Consider the following 20,114-nt stretch of genomic DNA (forward strand, 5'->3'; position numbering starts at 1 on the left):
CTCATTCGTCCTCCGCCGGTCCCAGCAACCCCGCGGCAGTCACCAGGCTCTGGGCGATGTCGCCGATCTTGCGGTTCTGGTTCATCGCCGTCTTGCGCAGCAGCGTGTAGGCGGCCTCTTCGGAGAGGCCGCGCGACTTCATCAATATGCCCTTGGCACGATCGATCACCTTACGGCTCTCGAGCTCGCCGCGAACCTCTTCCAGTTCGCGCGCCATGCGCGAAAAAGCGTTGAAGCGGCTGACCGCCATGTCGAGAATGGGTTTGACGCGCTCTTGCCGCAGACCGTCGACGACATAGGCCGAAACGCCGGCATCGACCGCCGCCTCGATCGAGGCCTGGTCCGAGCGGTCGACGAACATGGCGATCGGCCGTTTTACGGCACGCGAAAGCTGGAACATGTTTTCCAGCATGTCGCGATTCGGGTTTTCGAGATCGATGACGATGACATCGGGCTCGATCTCGGCGATCCGCCGCGCAATGCCGGTCACATCATGGATGACGGTGACCCGCTCATGGCCGGCCTCGCGCAACCCCGCCTCGATGATCGCGGCGCGGATGCGGTTTTCGTCGATCACCAGGACGGCGAGTGCGGTTCGAACCATGCCTGCATTGTGACCAAGCGAAGGAATTGTGCAATGCGGTATGGTTGAACAACCCGAGATTCGCTAACCGCGCCGCAGGCGCCTAATCCGCCGCCAGCGCCGTGACCTCGCGGCGGAAGGGCAGTGCGTCGCCGATATCGGCTTCGTCCAGCTCGCGCGCGAAGCGGTGGCCGGCGTAGGTTGCCCAGGCGATCGGACCCGGCGCCTCGGCATCGCCGATGATTTTGATCGAACGGATGCCGCTATCGGCCCATTCATTCCGCCGCGCCTTCAGCTCGCACCAGACGCCATCGTCCTGTTGGCGCGACGTCACGAGCACGACGGCGTCCGCGGCGATGTCGCGTTGGCCTCCCGTATAGGCACACGCAGTGGCAACCCCACCCGCCACGATGCGGGTCACAGTCCGATTCAGCACGATATCGACGCCGAGTTCGGCCAGCCGGCGGTGGATGGCGCCCTGCTCCAGCGTGTTGCGGGTCCAGTCGGACACATAGGCCGACGGTGTCACCAGCGTCACCTTCGCGCCCTGGCGCGCCATCAGCTCGGCCAGAACGCCGCCCATGTAATAGTGATCGTCATCGAACAGCACGACAGTGCCGGTCGGCACATTGCCGCCCATCAGATCGTCCGGCGTATAGACCGGCATGGCCGGGTCCGCCGGCATCGGCACGACATGCGCGCGCGCCACGCCGTCACGGCGCCATGTCGATCCGGTGGCAAGCGCAATGTTCTGAAAGCCGAAGTCCAGTATCTCCTGCGCCGACAATCGGCTTTCGAAATAGACGTCGACATTGGACATCTGGCTGATCTGGTACTGGCGGTAGTCGCGCACGCGTCCCCATGCCGAGAGACCGGGCAAGCGGCATTCGCGCGCCACGCGGCCGCCGAGTTCGGTGCCGGCTTCGGCGATGGCCACCTGATAGCCGCGCAGGCCGAGCGCACGCGCCGCCTCCAGCCCGGTCGGGCCGGCGCCGACGATCAGCACGCTGTCGCTGTCGCCCTTGGCCTGCATGCGTTCGGGATGCCAGCCCTTGCGCCACTCTTCCATGAAGGTCGGGTTCTGCGTGCAGCGCGAGATCGACATGGTCATGTCGCCGGTGATGCAGATGTTGCAGCCGATGCATTCGCGAATGTCCTCGATCCTGCCCTCTTCCACCTTCTTCGGCAGGAAGGGATCGGCGATCGACGGGCGCGCGCAGCCGATGAAATCGAGTGTACCGGACTTGATCATCTTCACCATCACATCCGGCGAGGTGAAGCGGCCGACACCGACGACCGGCTTGGAGGTCAGCGTCTTGATGCCGGACACCAGGCTCTCCTGCGCGCCCTCCTCCTTGAACCGCGACGGCCCCGAACAATCCTCCCACGCGCCATGCGCCAGGTCCCAGAGGTCTGGCAGGTCGGCGTGCATCTCGATCATGTCGCGCACTTCGGAGTTGGCGAAGCCAAGCTCGCCGATCATCTCGTCCAGCGACAGCCGCAGCGTCAGGCCGCACGTGTCGCCGATGGCATCCCTGCCCTCTTCGATCAACTCACGCATCAACCGCGAGCGGTTTTCCAGCGAGCCGCCATATTCGTCGCTGCGCTGGTTGGTGGCGGTGGACAGGAAGTGCTGGATGATGCCGAAGCCATGCGCGCCGTAGAGGCAGACCAGGTCGAAGCCCGCAAGCCTGGCACGCTTGAATGCATTGCGGTGCCAGCGGCGCAGGTCGCATATATCCTGCTTGTCCATGGCGCGCGCCTGAACCGGATCGTTGGTGAAGGTCCGGATCGGCAAGGCCGATGGCCCGCGCGGCACTTCCTTGGTGTAGAGGTTCGGCCCGTTGATGCCTGAATAGGCCAGCTGGATACCGGCCAGCGCGCCATGCTGGTGCATGGCCTTGGCCATCTTCGCCAGTGCCGGGATATCGGCATCGTCCCACAGCCTGAGCTCGATGAAGGGCGTGATCTCCGAAGTATGGTGCATCTCGGTCTGCTCGGTGAAGATGACGCCCCAGCCGCCTTCCGACTTGATGCGGCGCATCTCGGCTGCGGCCGAAGGGTCGCGGTAGCCGCCGCCATTGCAATGCGGAACCTGGTAGAAGCGGTTCTTGGCGGTCACCGGACCGATCTTCACGGGCTCGAACAAAATGTCGTAGCGCGAATCGCGCATGGAACGTGCCTTCCTGCCAGCGTCGCCTTGCACATGCCCGATTATGGTTTCGAGCCAAGGTGCAAGCCGGCCAGCCCAGTGGGTTGATGCCGTGAGACCATTCATAAATTGCGACAAGCGCCGGGAAACAACAGATTTCTTCTGTGCCGGTTAGGACGCGCCTAACCGATCAGCACTGCCTGGATTAGCATCCGCTGAATCCCGGCTGAGCCAAATGCGACTTCAAGGCCGCCGCCGCGCGATGTTAGATAGCGCGCACGCCCAATGAGACACAAGACGCATGGACAGCATCCAGATCCTTGAAAAACTGATCGCGTTCCCGACGGTGAGCCGCGATTCGAACCTCGCCCTCGTCGGCTACGTGGCGGAGCTGCTGGACGCGCATGGCATTGCCAGCCAGATCATCCACAGCGAGGACGGCCACAAGGCCAACCTCTTTGCCACCATCGGACCGGCCGACGCTTCCGGCATCATGCTGTCCGGTCACACCGACGTCGTCCCCGTCGACGGCCAAGCCTGGACGCTGCCGCCCTTCGAGATGACGAGCCGAGACGGCAAGCTTTACGGACGTGGCACAGCCGACATGAAGGGTTTTGTGGCCTGCGCGCTCGCGGCGTGCTTTAAAGCCTCGAAAATGACGCTGCGCACGCCGCTGCATTTGGCACTCTCCTACGACGAGGAGATCGGCTGCATTGGTGTGCGCAGCCTGATCGACATGCTGCAAGCAGCCCCGCAGCGGCCCTTGCTGTGCATCGTCGGCGAGCCCACCGACATGCAGGTGGCGACGGGCCACAAGGGCAAGCTTGCCGCACGCGCGCTCTGCAAAGGCCGCGAAGGCCATTCGGCGCTGGCCCCGTTGGCGCTCAATGCCATCCATCTCGGCTGCGATTTCGTCGCCGCCTTGCGCCGCGAGCAGGATCGGCTGGTGCGCGATGGCGCCCGCGACGGCGACTACGACATTGCCTACACGACCGTCCATGTCGGCAAGATCAACGCCGGCGTGGCGCTGAACATCGTGCCGAACCTCTGCCAGGTCGACTTCGAGATCCGCAATGTCGCGGCCGACGATCCGCACGAGATTCTCGACCGTCTGCGCAAGGAGGCTGCTCATATTGCATCCGAAGCCTCGGCCACCGCCCCCGAGGCGGCGATCGACATTGACATCACCAACACCTATCCCGGCCTGGACACGCCGGCCAGTTCGCGAGCCGTCGCTTTCATCAAATCGCTGACCGGCGCCAACAACACCATCAAGGTTGCCTACGGTACGGAGGGCGGCCTGTTCAGCCGCGATCTCGGCACGCCGACGGTCGTGTGCGGACCGGGATCGATGGCGCAGGGACACAAGCCGGATGAGTTCGTCAGCGTCGAGCAGATGCGCCGCTGCGACGGCATGCTGGAAAAATTGCTGCAGCGGCTTGCCGACCAGCAGTTGGCTTAACCGGGGCTACTTCTGTGGAAGTGCTGCCTGGCCGACAGCCCGCTCGGCGCCGAACACGCCTTGCTCGACGACGAAATGCCGGCAGTGGTCGATGAACGCCTGGACGGTTTGCGTGCGGTGTTCGGAACTGGGCAAGGCGACGCCCATGGTCAGCGGCCGCAGATCGCCGTCCAACGGCACGAAGACCAGCGGCTTGCCGTCCGGCGCCAGCGTGTTGAGCGGCCGCATATTGGCGATGCCGTAGCCGAAGCCGTTGGCCACCATGGAACGCATGACGGCGATGTCGCCGGTGCGCTCGGCAATGTTGGGCCGGATTCCCCGCTGATGGAATGCCGACAGGAAATATTCGCGGCTGAACGGCAGGTCGAGCAGCACCATCGGCTCGTCGGCCAGTTCTTCCGTCGTGATCGACGCCTTTGCCGCGAAGCGATGCCCCGCAGGCAGCATCACATAGGCCGGCACCAGCATCAGCGGCTCGAAGGTCATGTCCTGCGACAGTTCGAGATCGTAGGTCAGGGCAAGGTCGATTTCGCCGCGCTGCAGCATCTCAAGCAATTGTCCCTGATTGCGCTCGAACTGGCGCACGCGCACATCGGGATAGGCACGCTCGAACCGCATGCGCAGCGCCGGCAGGACGATCTGCGCGAAGGTCAGCAGGCATCCCACGGCCAGCGGGCCGCGCACCTTTTCGGCAAAATCGCCGGCGACGTCATGCAAGGCATCGGCGTCGTTGAGCAGCCTTGCGGCTTCCTTGAGGAAGATGCGGCCGCCGGCCGTGAGCGAGAGACCGTGCGAATGCTTGCGGACAAAAAGCTGGACGCCGAACTCGGTTTCCAGTTGGGCGATGGAAGCCGAAATCGACGGCGGCGAGACATTGACCTGTTCGGCCGCCTTGGCGATGGAGCCGGCTTCGCCCACGGCGACGAAATATTCCAGCTGTCTGAGCGTGAAGCGTAGCGGCATGGCTGGCTATGTTGCCGGTTTGAGGGCTTCGATCAAGCCTAATGCATGTCGCGCAAAAGTGGCCCCGGTTTTGCGCAAACGACATGCATAGAGCAAAGGCCTAAAGCGCATCGCGTGAATCCGTTCAATCGCGATGCGCTTTAGGCGCCCATCAGTACTTGATCCATGTCGTTTTGAGCGCGGTGTATTTGTCGAGCGCATGCAGCGACAGGTCGCGGCCGAAGCCGGATTGCTTGAAACCGCCGAACGGCGTCATCGGGCTCAGCGCGTCGACCGTGTTGACGGAAACCGTGCCGGCATGCAGCCGGCCCGCGATACGATGCGCGCGCGACAGGCTGTCGGTCCACAGCGATGCGGCCAGCCCATAAGGGCTGTCATTGGCGATGCGGATCGCGTCGGCCTCGTCGTCGAAGGCGATGACCGAAAGCACCGGCCCGAAGATCTCGTCGCGGGCAATCGGATCGGCAGGCGCGACATCGTCGAAGATGGTCGGCTGGACAAAGCTGCCGCGCCCGTTGACCGTGACCAGGTCGCCGCCCGCGACCAGGCGCGCGGTTTTCTTGCCGGCCTCGACGAAGCGCATGACGTTGGCGGCGTGGCGACTATCGACCATCGCGCCCATTTTCGAAGCCGGATCGAGCGGATCGCCGGGCTGCGTGACCGCCGCACGTTGCACCAGTTTCTCCACCAGAGCATCCTTGATGCCGCGCTGGACGAGCAGGCGTGAATTGGCGGAACAGACCTCGCCCTGGTTGAAGAAGATGCCGAAGGCCGCCATGTCGGCTGCCGCGTCGAGATCGCCGCAATCGGCAAAGATGAGGTTCGGGCTCTTGCCACCGGTCTCCAGCCAGACCTGCTTCATGTTCGACTGGCCGGAATACTGCAGGAACATCTTGCCCACGGCGGTCGAACCGGTGAAGGCGAGGCAATCCACATCCATATGGCGGCCAAGCGCCTGGCCGGCGGTTTCGCCAAGGCCGGGCACGACATTGAGCACGCCTGCAGGCAGGCCCGCTTCCATTGCCAGTTCCGCCAGAAGCAGGGCCGACAAAGGCGACTGCTCGGCGGGTTTGAGCACCACCGAATTGCCTGCCGCCAGTGCCGGCGCGCATTTCCACGTCGCCATATCGAGCGGGAAATTCCAAGGCACCACCGCGCCGACCACGCCAAGCGGTTCGCGCCGCACCAGCACCAGATCACCTTCGCCGGTCGGCGCCACTTCGCCATAGATCTTGTCGATGGCCTCGCCATACCATTGAAAGATCGCTGCCGAGCCGGGGACGTCGACCGCGGCCGCATCCCTGACCAGTTTGCCCATGTCGAGCGATTCCAGCAGAGCCAGTTCATGCAGGTTTTCGCGCAGCAATTGCGCCAGCCGCAGCAGAACCTCCTTACGGTGCGCCGAGCTGGTCCGCGACCAGACGCCGGTGTTGAAGCTGCGCCGCGCTGCGGCAACCGCCAGATCGATGTCTTCCTCACCGCAGGACGCCACTTCGGCCAGCACCTCGCCAGTTGCCGGATTGACGCTGGCGAAGGTCCGGCCCGAACGCGCCGCAACCGTCTTGCCGTCGATGAACGCCTTGTCGCGAAAACGGATCGCGGACGCCTTGCCGATCCAGTCCTTGTGGCTGAGTTCGCTCATCGCAGGTGACCCTGTCTTGACTATTCGTCTCCCGGCACGCCGTAGCTCGGCGCATCGGATGGGTTTATGGCGCGGGTCACATAGGCATCGAGCTGCGGCTTGTAGAGTTCCCACAGCGTCGCCAGCTGCTCGATCGGGCAGTCATCGGTCCAGTCACAGCGCAAATCGGCGACCGGCCACGCAACCTCGCGCACCAGCTTCATGCCGGCGGAATGGACAGGACCAGCCTCGCCGCCCGCTTTGAGCGCGGCGCGCATGGTCCCGATGAGGCGGTCGCCGAGATGCCCCTCGGACGCCAGGAAGGCCTCGACCATGGCTTGCGGAACGCCGTCATGGGCCAGCATGTTGCCGCCGCAGGCGACATTTTCCGCACGCGCCTCCGCCCAGATGCCAAGCGCCTTGGGACCCGAATGGATCGCGGTCTTTCCGGCGGCATCGACAGCCAGCACCTGCCGGTATTCGGGATAAGCGCCGGTGCGCTTCAGGATGGCAACCGCCTCAGCGGCCGACGCACCGCGCGCCAACAATTCGAGACCTCGCAGCCCCAGCGTCGGATCGGTGACGTTCTGGCTGGCAATGGCGCCGGCACCAGCCTGCGCATAGGCGCAGCGCGCGGCGACAGCAGGCGACGAGGAGGATACTGCGACTCCGAACATGCCGGTGTGGCTGCACCGCGCGACAATGGAAAAGGTCATCGCCGTCAGTCCGGGATAACTGCGGTGCCGTCGATCTCGACCAGCCAGTCCGGCCGCGCCAAGGCCTGCACGACAAGGCCGGTCGAAACCGGATGCACGCCTTTGATGTACTCGCCCATGGTGCGGTAGACGGCCTCGCGATGGCGCACATCGGTGATGTAGACCACCACCTTGACCAGGTGCTCCATGGTGCCGCCGCACTCCTCGATCAGCTGGCGGATGTTCTGCATGACCTTGTGCGTCTGCTCGACCGGATCATGGCTGTCGATATTCTTGGCCGTGTCGAGATCCTGCGGACACTGGCCGCGCAGGTAGACGGTCCTGCCGCCCCGCGTAACGACCGCCTGGCACAGATCATTGTCGAGTTTCTGCTCGGGATAGGTGTCCTTGGTGTTGAACTTGCGAATTCTTGTATGCGCCATCTTGGTCTCCGTCAGTCAGGCTCGAGGTCGGGACGTCCGTTTCTATGCTACCCTGGTCTCGCGCTTTGCGGACGCATGGTAGGCCAGGTACTTGCGCTGCGTGGAGATATGGTCTGCCACATGCTGTGCGTCGTGCCAGACGCCCCAGATGAAGCTCGACCCCCGCCGCGATTGCCACGGCAGGCCCAGGAAATAGATCCCCGGCTCGGTCGACACGCCGCGCTGGTGCTTCGGCTTGCCCTTTTCGTCAAACACATCGACTTTCAGCCAGTTGTAATCGACGGTGAATCCCGTTGCCCAGATGATCGAACCTATCCCGGCTTCCGCCAGGTTCAGCTCGAGAATGGGATCAGTCATGCATCGAGGGTCCGGTCCGATCTCGCGGGCCGCGGGCTCCTCGGGAAGGTCGAGGCCGTTGCGAGCGACATAGGCGTCGGCCTCGTCCAGCACCGACATGTAGTTCGCATCGCCGCGCGCGATATTTTTAGCCAGATCCGGAGCGAAGGTCATGACCCCTTCCTTGTAGGATTCCGTCCGGCCAACCAGCGTCATCCCTTGCGCGGCAAGACGCCGGAAGTCGATCGTCTGGCCGCCCCGCGCGCCGCTCACCGCGATGGTGACGTGTTCGGTGCCAGGCGCCGGCGCTTGGGCGTCCCATTTGCCCAAAACCCCCAGCCACCAGCAGAAGTCACGCTCGCGATAGGCCCGCGGCGGCCGATCATGCGGCCCGACCGAGAGGTAGACGCGCCGTCCCGCGCGCTGGAGTTCGTCGGCGATCTGCACCCCCGAGGACCCGGAGCCGACCACCAGCACCGCACCTTCGGGCAACTGGCCCGGATTGCGATAGGCGCTGGAATGGATCTGCATCGCTCCGGCATCCCCGGGGACAACCGCCGGAATGACCGGATGCTGGAAAGCCCCGGTAGCGGCAACCACGCTCCTGGCCTCGATCACGCCATCCGAGGTTTCGACCCGGAAGCCGGGACGGCCGACAAGCCTTTCCACGCTCCTGACCTCCACGCCGCAGCGGATGGGGGCAGCGATCATGCCGGCGTAAGCGACAAAATAGTCGGCGACCTTCTCCTTGCCGACAAAGGCGTCGGGACCGGCGTCCGGAAATTCCATGCCGGGAAAACGATCATGCCAGGCGGGACCATTGGCAACCAGCGAGTCCCATCTTTCGGTACGCCAGCGTTCGGCGATGCGGCTCCGCTCGAGCACGAGATGCGGCACCCCGCACTTGCTCAGATGCTCGCTCATGGCCAGCCCCGCCTGGCCGCCGCCAACAACAAGCGTGTCTACCGTTTCGACTGGCATTTCAGCGGCCCTTTCTGGCTCTCCCCGGGAGTGTCTGCGGATGCGGCGGAGATCTGATCGTTGGTTTACTGGAGGCACCGGGCAGCGAAAATTATGATTTCATGTGGCAGTGGTTAGCTTGTCCCTAAATGCCGGAAAGCATGGCCGAAGATGTGGAGCGCGGGGCGTGGATCATCACTGTCGAGACAGAAGAAACGGACGGCTCAGAGATAAAGGCTTCTGGCCGCCTTGGACGAGAGCAGCTCCTTTGCCGGTCCTTCCTGGGCGACCTTGCCCTTGACCAGGACATAGCCGCGATCGGCGATGCCCAGCCCCATTTCGGCATTCTGTTCGATCAACAGGATGGTCGTGCCTTGGCGATGGATTTCCCTGGTGATCTCGAAATACTCGCCGATGAGTTTCGGCGAGAGACCGAGCGACGGTTCGTCCATGATCACCAGCTTTGGTTCGCCGATCAGCGCGCGCGCCAGCGCCACCATCGCCTGTTCGCCGCCCGACAGAGTCCCGGCCACCTGGCGCAGCCGCTCCTGAATCCGCGGGAACAGCTTGCACATCTTGTCCAGCTGCACCGCGAAGTTAGGCCCTTTGCCCGACACTGCGTCATAGCCCAGCCGCAAATTCTCCATCACGGTCAGGCCGGGGAACAGCCGGCGCCCTTCAGGAACGAGGCCGACGCCGAGCGACGCGAGGTTTTCCGTGCCGAGCGTCGCCATGTCCCTGCCCATCACCTCGACCTTGCCGCGCTGCGCCCGCACGACGCCGCAGACGGTCATGAAGGTTGTCGTCTTGCCGGCGCCGTTCGGCCCCAGCAGGCAGACCAGTTCGCCGGGACGCACGCTCATCGCCACGCCGCGCAGCATCGGCACCGCGCCATAGGAAGTATCGACATCCCTGAGCTCAAGCATGGGCGACCGCCTTCCCGAGATAGGCTTCCTGGACGCGCGGGTCAGCGCGCACCGCCGCGAAGTCGCCCTCGGCGATCTTGCTGCCATAGTCGATGCAGGTGACATGCTGCGGGAACGCTTCGACCACCCGCATGTCGTGCTCGATCAGGATCACCGACAGAGCAGGGTTTTGTACGCGCAGCCGCGTGATGTCGGCCACCAGTGCGTCGGTTTCCATGTCGTCCATGCCGACCGAAGGTTCGTCGAGCAGCAAGAGCTTGGGCTGTGATGCGAGCGCGCGGGCAATTTCCAGCCGCCGCCTGTCGGCTTGGGCCAGCGTGCCCGCTGGCCGGTAGCGTTGTTCGAACAGGTCGCCGGAGCCGAGCTTGAGCAGGGTTTCGGCCTTTTCCACGCAGGCCGCCATCTCACGGCGCGACGCGCCGGGCCGAAACAGCGCGGTCAGCACGCCGGTCCTGGTGCGGGTGTGCATGCCGATGATTACGTTGTCGAGGACGCTGAGGTCGGAGAACAGACGCGACGACTGGAATGTGCGGGCGATGCCGCGGTCGACAACTTCGTAGGACGGGCGGCCGGTGATCTCGGCGCCGTCGAAGGTCACGCGACCGGAGGTTGGCCGGTAGACGCCGGTCACGACATTGAACAGCGTCGACTTGCCGGCGCCGTTCGGGCCGATGACGGCGAGCACCGCGCCCTTGTCGATCGACAGGCTGACATCGTTGAGCGCGACCAGGCCGCCGAAGCGCATCGTCAAATTCTCGACCTTGAGAAGCGCGCTCACGGCTCGCCTCCGTAGCGCCGCATGCGTTGCGGGAACAGACCTTGCGGCCGGATCATCAGGAAGCCGATGATGACGACGCCGAAGAACAGCAGGCGGTAGTCGGCGAACGCGCGCAATTTCTCCGGCAGGATGGTCAGCAGGAACGCACCGACGATGACACCGAAAATATTGTCCATGCCGCCGACGATGACCATGGTCATGATGGTGACGGAGACCAGGAAGGTGAAATTGTCGGGAGAAATGTAGGACACGTAGAAGGCGTAGATCGTGCCGGCAAAAGCGGCGAGAAAGGCATCGACCGCGAAGGCCAGCACCTTGAACCACGCCACGTTGATGCCTTGCGCCTGGGCGGCGATCTCGTCGGCGCGCAGCGCGTTCCAGGCCAACCCGATGCGCGAGCCGTGCAGCCGGTGCGCGGTGACGATGGCGACGACGACCAATGCAGCCGACAGATAATAGAAGTTCGCCTGGCTCGGCAGCTTCCAGCCGAAGATCACCAGCGGATCGGCAAAGGAATGGCCGAACAGGCTGGGCGCCGGAATGCCGACCAGTCCGTTCGGTCCGCCGGTCCAACTGAAATTGTTTAGCAATTGCTGGACCACGACACCGAAGGCGATGGTGACAAGCGCCAGATAAGTGTCGCGCGTGCGCATCGACGGGATGCCGATGATGAAACCGAACAAGGTCGCGGCCAGCGCCGCGACCGGCAGCGTCAGCCAGAAGCTGACGCCGAAATTGATCGCCAGCAGCGCCGACACGTAGGCGCCGATGCCGTAGGAAGCGCCGGTGGCGAAGTTCGGGATGTTGGCGCTGCCGAGCTGGAAATTGAGCGCCAGCGCCAGCACGGCATAGAGCTCGGCGACGATCAGCAGATGAAGGATATAGGTGTTCGAACCGACGAAGAACGGAAAGGCCAGGACGATGACGGCCGCAGTGATCATCGCCACGAGCGGAACCTGGGCAAAGCTCGCCAACGCATAGTCGGCGATCCACGGCAGCCTCTCCAGCAGATAGAAACCGAGGCCGAGCAAGGCCAGCAGGCCGACTACCTGCCAGCCGCCGTCGACTCTGAGGATGAGGTACAGGAACGCTGCCCCGATGATTTGCGAGGCGATGGCGAAGACCGTGGCCGCGGCTATGCCCGGCACGTCGGGTGAAGCACGACCCTGCATGCTAGACTTTCTCCATGACGGTGCGCCCAAGCAGGCCGGCGGGGCGGAAGATGAGCACGGCGATGACCAGCAGGAAGACGAAGACCAGCCGGTAGGAAGCGCCGTCCGGCACGAATGTCTGCGCCAGCACTTCGATGCCAGCAATGATCAGTCCGCCCAATATGGCGCCCGGCATCGAGCCGAGGCCGCCGATCACCGCGGCTGAAAAGCCGAGCAGGCCGGCCATGACGCCGAAGTCGAACCGTGTCACGCCGGCATAGCTTGCGAACAGAAGTCCGGCGATGGCGCCGATAGCCGAGGCAATGAAGAATGTCGCACGGAAGACGCGTGCATCGCGGATGCCCATCATGCGCGCTACGACCCGGTCCTCCGAGGCCGCCCGGATGCGCAGTCCGAGCGGGGTCATGCGCAGGAAGACAAACAGCATGGCAACCAGCGCGACGGTCAGCACCACCACCAGCAGCGCGAACCAACTGATGGCAACGCCGGAGATTTCGAAAGCCATGCCCGACACCAGGCGCGGGAAGGCATGCGGGTTCGATCCCTGCGGATAGAGATGGCGGATCAGCTCGCGGATGACGATGCCGAGCGCCACCGTCGCCACCAGCGCCATCATGGCGGGCGCATCGCGGAAGCGCCTGATGACCACCTTGTCGAGCAGGACGCCGATTAAACCGACGGCGAGCACGGCGACCGGAACCGCAAGCACCAGCCAGGCGGGCCCCGAGGCGCCAAGAGCGGTCGCCAGCGCCTGGGCAAGCGCCAGCGTGATGAACGGCGCCGTCATCGCGACATCGCCATGCGAGAAATGAATGACGTTCAAGACACCGAAGATCAGGCTGAATCCGATCGCCAGCAAGGCATAGATGCAGCCAAGGGTTATCCAGTTCACCAGTTGCTGGACAAGCAGTTCCGCCATGCGGTCCGTCTCTCGATTGAAGCCGACAGGTATCAACCGCCATCCCGGGCGGACAGAACGAATCTCCGAACTCACGAGTCACAATTTCCGAATTTCGTCACTGAATACGCGCCCGTACACTGATGATCAGCCGACGATCACGATCGGCCGGGTCGCTACGACGGCGGCAGATAATTCTGTTTGAGGTGGAACCATGCAAAACAGGCGCAGTGCGCTTATCCGCGTATCGTCAATTCTGGCCGGCTCTCTGTTTGCCATCGCCCTGGGCGCCGCCCAGGCGCAGGCCGACCAGATCAAGCTCGGCTTCATCGGGCCGCTCTCCGGCGGCAACGCCCAGCAGGGCCTCGGCGCCCGCAACGGCTTCCTGCTCGCCATCGAGCAGGCCAATGCCAGCGGCTACCCGCACCAGGTGGAAGGCGTCGTGCTCGATGACGCCTCCGATCCGGCCGTCGGCGTTTCGGCGGCGCAGAAGCTGGTCAACGATCCCGCAGTGGTCGCGGCAACGGGGCATTGGAACAGCTCGGTCGCGCTGGCGACGATCCCGGTCTTCAACCGCTCGCAGATGCCGTTCATCGTCTGGGGCGCGGTCAGCCCGAAGATCACCGAACAGAACTTCCCGAACGTGACCCGCGTGACGCCGACGCTGGTCAACGAGAACAAGCCGCTGGCCGAAGCCATCGCCAAGCAAGGCAAGATCAAGAAGATCGCCATCATCTCCGACACCACCGACTACGGTGCGGCCAACACCAAATGGTTCGGCGATTTCTTCAAGGCGGCCGGCGGCGAGGTCGTTTCTTCGGATGCCGCGGCTGTCGGCACGACCGATTTCCGCGCCATGCTGACTACCGCGAAGGCAGCGTCGCCCGACGCGGTCTATTTCGGCGGCGTCGTCACCGAAGCAGCGCTGGTGCGCAGCCAGATGGCCGACCTCGGCATGGGCAATCTGCCGATGTACGGAATTTCAGGCATCTACGACCCGAAATTCATCGAGATCGCGGGAGCTGCAGCCGAGGGCACTATCGCCGGAACTCCGGCCGTCCAGTCGAACCCCAAGCTGGAGGAATTCAACAAGGCCTATGAAACCAAGGCTTATCCCGATCCTGCCGGCTCCTATGCGAAATATGCCTACGAGGCGACGCAGATCCTGCTTCAGGTCATCAAGGAAAAAGGCCTCGACGACAAGGAAGCGCTGAGCAAGGCCATTCGTGACATCCACCACGACGGCATTCTGGGAGACGTCTCGTTCGATGCCAACGGACAGACCAACATGGCCATCGACATCGACATGTTCGTCGTCCGCAGCGGCGAATGGGAGAAGATGTAACTACCTGATCGACGCCGCGCCCGTTCTCCGTGGCGCGGCGTCGATCACCTTCATCACCGAGCTCGCAAAAAGTCCTGACCGGAGCGCCTGACCATGAATGACGAGGCCGGCCACGGCGCACCTCGAAAGGCCGTCGAGATCAAGGGCGTCTCCAAGGTGTTCGGCACCTATCAGGCGCTGAAGCCTGTTTCCTTCGACATCTACGACAACGAGTTCTTCACGCTGCTCGGCCCGAGCGGCTGCGGCAAGACCACCCTGCTGCGCATGATCGCCGGTTTCGAGCAGCCGACGGCGGGGCAGATTTTCCTGCACGGCTCGGACATACAGGGACTCCCCCCTCATAGGCGGCGGGTCAACACCGTCTTCCAGAGCTACGCCCTGTTTCCGCATATGAGCGTCGAACAGAACATCGGCTTCGGGCTCGAAAACCTCGGCTGGTCAAAGGACCGCCGCGATACGCGCGTCGCCGATATGCTTCGTCTCGTCCATATGGAGGCCTTTGCCGGGCGCAAGCCGCAGCAATTGTCGGGCGGCCAGCGCCAGCGCGTGGCGCTCGCCCGTGCCTTGGCGCCAGAACCGGAAGTGCTGCTGCTAGACGAGCCCCTCTCGGCACTCGACCTGAAGCTGCGCCAGGCCATGCGTGACGAACTGCGCATCCTGCAGCGCAAGACCGGCATCACCTTCGTCTTCGTCACCCACGACCAGGAAGAAGCGCTCGACATGTCGGATCGCATCTGCGTTCTCGGCGATGGCGAGATCCAGCAGCTCGGCACTCCCGCGGCAATCTACGAGGAGCCGTCGAACCGCTTCGTCGCCGACTTCATCGGCGAGACCAATTTCCTCGACGCCGACGTGATCACCGTGGACGGCGAGCAGGCGACCGTCAAGACGCAGCTCGGCATGACCTTGACCGCTTCGCACAAGAAAGCGGTCGCCGGCCAGAAGGCCTTTATCTCGATACGTCCGGAAAAAATCAGCCTGCCCGCCCAGGACAACCCGATCGCTGTCGACGGCACGATCATGAGCACCAACTACCTCGGCGGCTACACATACTATCTGATTGAAGCGGGCGGCACCAAGCTGCGCATCTCCAAGCGCAACAGCGTCAGCCGCGGCCAGATGTTCGAAATCGGGCAATCGGTAAAAGTTGGCTTTGCCGCCGAATCCGTGCGGATCCTCGGCGCATGAAGGCACCCACAAAAACTCCTGACTGGAATGTCCTCGGCCTGCTGCCGGCCCATCTCATCATGCTGCTGACGCTGATCATCCCGATCGGTATCATCATCGTGGTGTCGTTCTCGACGCGCGGACCTTACGGCGGGTTCGAATATGTGTTCACCACCGCGCCCTACAAGCAGCTGCTGTTCAACGAAGGCTGGACCGGCGAGCTGGAGTTCAATCCGCAATATCTCATCGTCGTTGCCAGGACGCTGGTCCTGTCGGCCGTGACAACATCGATCTGCCTGCTTCTGAGCTTCCCGGTCGCCTATTTCATCGCGCTGCAGCGGCCGGCGATCAAAGTGCTGCTGATCTATCTCGTCACGCTGCCATTCTGGGTTTCAATGATCGTGCGCGTCTATTCCTGGATCATCATCCTTGGCAAGGATGGTGTCGTCGAAAAGACCCTTCGCGGTCTCGGCCTCGTCGACAACATGGACTCGCTGCTGTTCGGCAACACCGCCATGCTGCTCGGTCTCGTCTACAGCTACATTCCGCTGATGATCCTGCCGATCTTCGCCTCGATCGAAAAGCTCGACCCTGCGCTCATCGAGGCGTCGCATGATCTCTATGGCAACCGCCTCACCACATTGCGCCGCGTTATCCTACCCCTCACCCGGCCCGGCATGATCGCCGGCGCGATCCTGGTGTTCGTTCCAAGCCTCGGCGCGGTCCTGGAGCCGACCCTGCTCGGCGGCGGCAAGACCATGATGATGGGCAATCTCATCCAGCTGCAGTTCGGTGGCGCCCGCAACTGGCCGCTCGGCGCCGCCATCGCCATCGTGCTGATGGCCGCGGTCATGGTCTTCCTGATTTTCCAGGGTCTGCGCTCGATGCGCACCGAAGGCCTGGAGCGTGCGGCATGAACGCGGACGATGATGTCAGGCGCTATCCGGGCTTCGGTCTCTTCAGCGCGATCTTCTTCGCCTATCTCTATTTGCCCATCGCCGTCGTGGTGTTCTACTCTTTCAATGCGAACCGGATCGTCTCCAATTGGGGCGGCTTCTCATTGCACTGGTACGCCACCGCTTTGTCCAACGCGAACCTGATGACGGCGGTGAAGACCTCCCTGCTCGTTGCCGCGGTCGCTACAGTCGCCTCGACGCTTGTCGCGTTGATGGCGGCATTGGTACTGGTGCGCGGCCGCGATGTCCGGTTCCGCCGGATCTCCGAAGCGGTGGTGAACCTGCCGCTGCTCCTGCCCGAAATCGTCGTTGCTGTCGCCGTCCTGATCCTCTTCTCCGAGATCGGGCTCGCCAACGGAATGGTGAAGCTGATGATCGCCCACACCACTTTCTGCATCCCGTTCGCCTTCCTGCCGATACGCGCCCGCCTACAAGGGATGGACCTCGATCTGGAGGAAGCGGCCCGCGATCTCTATGCCACCGGCTGGGTCGCCTTTCGTCGCGTCACGCTGCCGCTCATCCTGCCCGGTGTGTTCGCCGGCGCCATGCTCGCCTTCGTCATCTCGATGGATGATTTCATCACCAGCAACCTGTTGAATTCCGGCGGCGCCACCACGCTGCCGGTCTACATTTTCTCGCTGATCAAGCAGGGCGTGTCGCCGCAGCTCAACGCAATCTCGACCTTGATCATGATTGTTTCGGTGGTGCTGGCGACCGTGGCCTTCCTGCTTCAGCGACGGCAGTAGCAGCGGCGTAGTTTTTCCTAATCAAGGCGTCGGGCAAATCGAATTTATCGAACCCGACGGTTTGTTATCGTCGCCCTTGGGAGAACAACAAACAGGGGAATGACATGACGACTAAAATTGCAGCGCTCGCCATGGCCGGTGCCATGAGCCTCGCCTTTAGCGTGCCCGCTCTCGCCGAGGGCAGCCTGGCCATCTACGCATGGGCGGATTCCATCTCGCCCGAGATGGTCACGAAATTCGAGAAGGAAACCGGCATAAAGGTCACGGTCGACGCCTTCTCATCCAACGAGGACCTGCTGACCAAGCTGCAGGCCGGCTCGTCGGGCTACGACATCGTCACGCCTTCGCAGCACTTCGTGAAGATCATGATCGATAGTGGGCTGCTCGAGGATTTCGGCGCCAGCTCGATGCCGGCCTACAGCCAAGTCCTGCCGGACTGGCAGAAACCGTGGTGGGATGCGACAGGCAATCATTCGATCCCGCTCGCCTTCGGCAATGCCGGCTACACCGTCAACCGCGACCTCTACAAAGGCCCGGTCGACAGCTGGAAGACCTATTTCGAGCCACCGGCGGAGCTGCGCGGCAAGATCGCCAGCCTGGCGCAGCCCGACGAAGTCATTCCGGCAGCGGAAAACTATCTCGGCATCAAATATTGCAGCGAAGACCCGCAGGAGATGAAGCGCGTGCTCGACCTCTTGCTGGCGCAGAAGCCATTCGTGGCGGCCTATTCCAGCGACAACATCGAAAACCGCATCGGCAGCGGCGAGGTTGCCGCCCATTTCTGGTGGGACGGCAACACCATGAGGCTTCGCCGCAACGACAAGGCCAATGTCGAATACGCGATGCCGAAAGAAGGTCTGGTCGGCTGGCTGGATTCCTATGTCGTGCCGAAGGGCGCGGCCAATATCGAGAACGCCAAGAAGTTCATCGATTTCATGACCCAGATCGACAACGCGACGGCGCAGTACAATTATTACGGCCACTCTTCGCCGGTGAAGATCGACGAGAGCAAGGCGCTCTACAACAAGGAGAACGCTCCGGAGCTGTTCCCGACCGTTCCCGTCAAGATGGGCCAGGCCTGCTCGCCGGCGGCGCAGGAACTCGTCACCAAGGTCTGGACGCAGCTTCTGCAATGAGCCGCTCAGCCGGGGCGCGCGCCGCCCCGGCATCTCCATTCTCAAAGGGGCTGGCCATGCAGACCGAAAATCTTGACTACGACTACATCGTCATCGGCGCAGGCTCGGCCGGTTGCGTCCTTGCCAATCGCCTGAGCGCCAACCCGTCCCACAAAGTGTGCCTGATCGAAGCCGGCGGCAGCGACAGCGGCCTGCGGGTCAAGGTGCCTGCCGGCATCCTCTCGCTCTACGGCAATCCGAACTATGACTACTGCTATGTCGGCGTGCCTCAGCCCAACCTCAACGACCGCAGGATTCCGGTCAATCGCGGCAAGGCGTTGGGCGGCTCCAGTTCGATCAACTCGATGGTCTACATCAGGGGCGCCGCGCAGGACTATGACGAGTGGTCGCGACTCGGCTGCGCAGGCTGGGCATTCAGCGACGTGCTTCCCGTCTTCAAGAAGCTCGAGCGCAACCTGCTTGGCCAGGACCCGCACTACCACGGTACAGGCGGGGAACTGCTGGTCGACAAGCCGCGCGATCCGAATGTGCTGTCGTCGATGTTCGTCAAGGCCGGCAACAATGCCGGTCTTCCGGCCAACAGCGACTTCAATGCCGAAAGCCAGTTCGGCCTCGGCATCTACAATGTCACCCAGGATCGCGGCCAGCGCTTCAGCAGTTTCACCGCCTTCATGCGCCCGGTGCTCAATCGCAAGAATCTCACAATCCTCAGCGAATGCGAAGTGATCGACCTCGATATAGCCCAGGGGCGCGCGACAGGGGTACGGGTGCGGCACAAGGGCGAGCAGAACACGCTGTCGGCCCGCCGCGAAATCGTGCTTTCGGCCGGGGCCATCAATTCACCGAAGATCCTGCTGGCGTCCGGCATCGGCGCAGCCGCCGAGTTGCAGGCGATCGGCATAAAGCCGGTTGTCGATCTGCCGGGCGTGGGCAAGAACCTTCAGGACCATATCGACGGCATGATCACGGTCCGCTCCTCGAGCACGAAGACGCTCGGCCTGTCGCTGCCCAACTTGCCCCGCGTGCTGGCTGCGCCTTTCCGGTACTTTGCCGGCCGCAAGGGCATGCTCACCACCAACTATGTCGAAGCCGGCGGCTTTGCCCGGACGAAATATGCGAACGGCATTCCCGACATCCAGTTCCACTTCGTGCCCGGCTATCGCAGCCATCGCGGCAAGCTGGTGGAGTACGGCCATGGCTACGCAATCCACACCTGCGTGCTCAGGCCCAAAAGCGTCGGCGAACTCAAACTGTCAGGCCAGGCATCGAAGCGGGATGTGCTGATCGATCATCGCTTCTTCTCGAACGACGAGGATGCCAGGGTGCTGGTCGAAGGCATCAAGATCGCGCGTCAAATCTTTGCCGCATCCGAGTTCGACCCGATCAGGGGGACGGAGATGCTGCCGGGCAAGGATGTTCGCAGCGATGACGAGATCCTCGCCTATTTGCGTGCCGAAGCGCTCACCGTCTATCATCCGGTGGGGACGTGCAAGATGGGGACCGACGCGATGGCCGTCGTCGACCCGGCAACGCTCAAGGTGCGCGGCATCGGTGGCTTGCGGGTCGCGGATGCGTCCAGCATCGTATCCGCCTCCTGCGCGGAGATGCCGAGTTGCCCTTGCAGAAAGACGATGAACTTTCGCCGCGCGTCTGGGTTCTGAAGCACGACCTTGGCAGGGCCGCCGAGATCGCGGTCGGCATCAATGCAACGGGACGCAAACAAATTGCGCTGCGTGCGCCACACAACGCAAGTTTGAATTGAACCCAGCAGCCGA

At 63.2% G+C, this 20,114-nt stretch carries 18 protein-coding genes; 7 read left to right on the top strand and 11 right to left on the bottom strand.

Translation table 11 applies throughout. From position 1 onward, the window contains the following. Position 1: 1 nt before the first annotated feature. A complete protein-coding gene (locus tag NKJ04_RS12105) occupies positions 2-604 on the bottom strand; it encodes an ANTAR domain-containing response regulator (protein WP_013530455.1) in 603 nt (200 codons plus the stop codon). An 82-nt stretch (positions 605-686) separates the two neighbouring features. After that, positions 687-2,756 (bottom strand): oxidoreductase, encoded by a 2,070-nt coding sequence (locus tag NKJ04_RS12110; protein ID WP_352675120.1) that lies wholly within the window; start codon positions 2,754-2,756, stop codon positions 687-689. A 280-nt stretch (positions 2,757-3,036) separates the two neighbouring features. Here NKJ04_RS12110 and argE point away from each other — a divergent pair, with 280 nt between their 5' ends. Next, positions 3,037-4,197: an acetylornithine deacetylase gene (gene argE, locus NKJ04_RS12115; protein ID WP_352675122.1), complete on the top strand. Its 1,161-nt coding sequence runs from the start codon at positions 3,037-3,039 to the stop codon at positions 4,195-4,197. Positions 4,198-4,203: 6 nt separating this feature from the next. Here argE and NKJ04_RS12120 read toward each other — a convergent pair whose 3' ends face one another. From NKJ04_RS12120 to NKJ04_RS12160, 9 genes are all read right to left on the bottom strand, one after another. Then, positions 4,204-5,160: a LysR family transcriptional regulator gene (locus tag NKJ04_RS12120; RefSeq protein WP_127267113.1), complete on the bottom strand. Its 957-nt coding sequence runs from the start codon at positions 5,158-5,160 to the stop codon at positions 4,204-4,206. Positions 5,161-5,311: 151 nt separating this feature from the next. After that, entirely contained in the window at positions 5,312-6,802 is a 1,491-nt protein-coding gene (locus NKJ04_RS12125; RefSeq protein WP_352441988.1) for an aldehyde dehydrogenase, read from the bottom strand. Between the two features lie 20 nt (positions 6,803-6,822). Continuing rightward, positions 6,823-7,497: a DUF1028 domain-containing protein gene (locus tag NKJ04_RS12130; protein WP_352551532.1), complete on the bottom strand. Its 675-nt coding sequence runs from the start codon at positions 7,495-7,497 to the stop codon at positions 6,823-6,825. A 5-nt stretch (positions 7,498-7,502) separates the two neighbouring features. Further along, the gene (locus NKJ04_RS12135) at positions 7,503-7,919 is read right to left on the bottom strand and encodes a RidA family protein (RefSeq protein ID WP_023809426.1); all 417 of its coding nucleotides are present in this window, start codon (positions 7,917-7,919) and stop codon (positions 7,503-7,505) included. A gap of 42 nt (positions 7,920-7,961) precedes the next feature. After that, on the bottom strand, positions 7,962-9,236 hold the full coding sequence (locus NKJ04_RS12140; protein WP_023809427.1) for a flavin-containing monooxygenase: 1,275 nt from the start codon (positions 9,234-9,236) through the stop codon (positions 7,962-7,964). 203 nt (positions 9,237-9,439) lie between these two features. After that, positions 9,440-10,141: an ABC transporter ATP-binding protein gene (locus NKJ04_RS12145; RefSeq protein WP_352551536.1), complete on the bottom strand. Its 702-nt coding sequence runs from the start codon at positions 10,139-10,141 to the stop codon at positions 9,440-9,442. After that, positions 10,134-10,919, bottom strand: coding sequence for an ABC transporter ATP-binding protein (locus NKJ04_RS12150; protein ID WP_352551538.1), 786 nt, complete (start codon positions 10,917-10,919; stop codon positions 10,134-10,136). The genes NKJ04_RS12145 and NKJ04_RS12150 overlap by 8 nt, the downstream gene beginning before the upstream one ends. Continuing rightward, positions 10,916-12,091, bottom strand: coding sequence for a branched-chain amino acid ABC transporter permease (locus NKJ04_RS12155; protein ID WP_352675127.1), 1,176 nt, complete (start codon positions 12,089-12,091; stop codon positions 10,916-10,918). The genes NKJ04_RS12150 and NKJ04_RS12155 overlap by 4 nt, the downstream gene beginning before the upstream one ends. A 1-nt stretch (position 12,092) precedes the next feature. Next, complete coding sequence (locus tag NKJ04_RS12160; RefSeq protein WP_023809431.1) at positions 12,093-13,010, bottom strand: branched-chain amino acid ABC transporter permease; 918 nt, start codon at positions 13,008-13,010, stop codon at positions 12,093-12,095. A gap of 193 nt (positions 13,011-13,203) precedes the next feature. Here NKJ04_RS12160 and NKJ04_RS12165 point away from each other — a divergent pair, with 193 nt between their 5' ends. The 6 genes from NKJ04_RS12165 to NKJ04_RS12190 all read left to right on the top strand — a co-directional run bounded on the left by NKJ04_RS12165 (position 13,204) and on the right by NKJ04_RS12190 (position 20,000). Next, positions 13,204-14,334 carry a branched-chain amino acid ABC transporter substrate-binding protein gene (locus NKJ04_RS12165; RefSeq protein WP_352675129.1) on the top strand — a complete coding sequence of 377 codons (1,131 nt, stop codon included), beginning with the start codon at positions 13,204-13,206 and terminating at the stop codon, positions 14,332-14,334. A gap of 93 nt (positions 14,335-14,427) precedes the next feature. Then, entirely contained in the window at positions 14,428-15,522 is a 1,095-nt protein-coding gene (locus tag NKJ04_RS12170; protein ID WP_023809433.1) for an ABC transporter ATP-binding protein, read from the top strand. After that, the gene (locus NKJ04_RS12175) at positions 15,519-16,418 is read left to right on the top strand and encodes an ABC transporter permease (protein WP_031212568.1); all 900 of its coding nucleotides are present in this window, start codon (positions 15,519-15,521) and stop codon (positions 16,416-16,418) included. The genes NKJ04_RS12170 and NKJ04_RS12175 overlap by 4 nt, the downstream gene beginning before the upstream one ends. Then, positions 16,415-17,203 carry an ABC transporter permease gene (locus NKJ04_RS12180; RefSeq protein WP_128303911.1) on the top strand — a complete coding sequence of 263 codons (789 nt, stop codon included), beginning with the start codon at positions 16,415-16,417 and terminating at the stop codon, positions 17,201-17,203. The genes NKJ04_RS12175 and NKJ04_RS12180 overlap by 4 nt, the downstream gene beginning before the upstream one ends. A 104-nt stretch (positions 17,204-17,307) precedes the next feature. Further along, positions 17,308-18,339 (top strand): extracellular solute-binding protein, encoded by a 1,032-nt coding sequence (locus tag NKJ04_RS12185; RefSeq protein WP_352675133.1) that lies wholly within the window; start codon positions 17,308-17,310, stop codon positions 18,337-18,339. A gap of 56 nt (positions 18,340-18,395) precedes the next feature. Next, positions 18,396-20,000 carry a GMC family oxidoreductase gene (locus NKJ04_RS12190; protein WP_352675136.1) on the top strand — a complete coding sequence of 535 codons (1,605 nt, stop codon included), beginning with the start codon at positions 18,396-18,398 and terminating at the stop codon, positions 19,998-20,000. The last annotated feature ends 114 nt before the right edge of the window (positions 20,001-20,114 follow it).

Origin of the sequence: Mesorhizobium sp. M0618, assembly GCF_040320765.1 — a bacterium.
Taxonomy (GTDB): domain Bacteria; phylum Pseudomonadota; class Alphaproteobacteria; order Rhizobiales; family Rhizobiaceae; genus Mesorhizobium.